This is a genomic window from Streptomyces murinus (assembly GCF_002154555.1).
In the GTDB taxonomy this organism is placed as follows: Bacteria; Actinomycetota; Actinomycetes; order Streptomycetales; family Streptomycetaceae; genus Streptomyces; species Streptomyces murinus.
Window position 1 is genome coordinate 1 of record NZ_MUNF01000380.1, and the last position, 878, is coordinate 878.

The 878-nt window shown below is 71.2% G+C and carries 1 pseudogene; it reads right to left on the reverse strand.

The annotated features are described in order from the left end of the window. Positions 1 to 878 (reverse strand): annotated as a pseudogene (locus tag CCN72_RS22865) (SCO6880 family protein); the annotation flags it as partial.

Sequence of the window (878 nt, forward strand, 5' to 3'; positions counted from 1 at the left end):
CGAGGTCCATGGTGACCGCGACCGTGCGGATGACGTCCGGGGTGTGCACCAGCAGCGGCGCGAGGAAGTTCACGCCGACCGGGGTCATCGGCCACTCCTTGACCCAGGCGGTGGCGTGGCACCAGGGGGCGCGGGTGGTGGACTCGCGGGTCTTGGCCTGGAGGAACGTCGGCTCGGTGGCGTCCAGTTCGGCCGGCCAGGCGTTGCGCCGGGTCATCGCCTGGATGTGGTCGATGGGGTGGTCCGGGTCGTACATGGAGTGGATCAGGGAGGCGAGCCGGCCCTGGCCGAGCGGCTGGCGGACGCGGATGTCGGCTTCCTGGAGGCGGGAGCAGATGTCGGTCAGCTCGCGGGCCATGACGACGGCGAGCCCGGCGTCCCGGTCGAGCTTGCGGCCGGACCGGGGGCGGGCGGCGCGGGCCATCGCCTGGGCCTCGGCGGCCAGTTCACGGCTGTAGTGCATACAGGCGACGAGGTAGGCGCGGTGCTGCTCGCTGCTCGTGGACACCATCGACTGGAGCTGGTCGTAGGACCGCTNNAGCGTGCCGAACCGGTCGACCAGCGCCTCCTGGTCCTCGGAGTCGCGCAGGCCGACGCCGGGGCCCTCGATCTCGATTGCCGCGGTGACGGTCTTGCGGTCGGCGTGCAGCAGTACGGCGATCTCGTCGGGGCCGAAGGGGGCGGCAAGCCAGTTGATACGGCCGATGCCCGGCGGCGGCCCGACCTCCACCTCCTCGCCGTCGATACGGGTACCGGCCTCCATGACGCCCGCGCGGTAGGTGGCGCCGCGCTTGACGGTGCGCTTGTAACTGCGGTTGATCTCGAACCACTTGTAGAAGGTGCGGCGCTTGTACGGCACGTACACCGCGGCGAGCGCG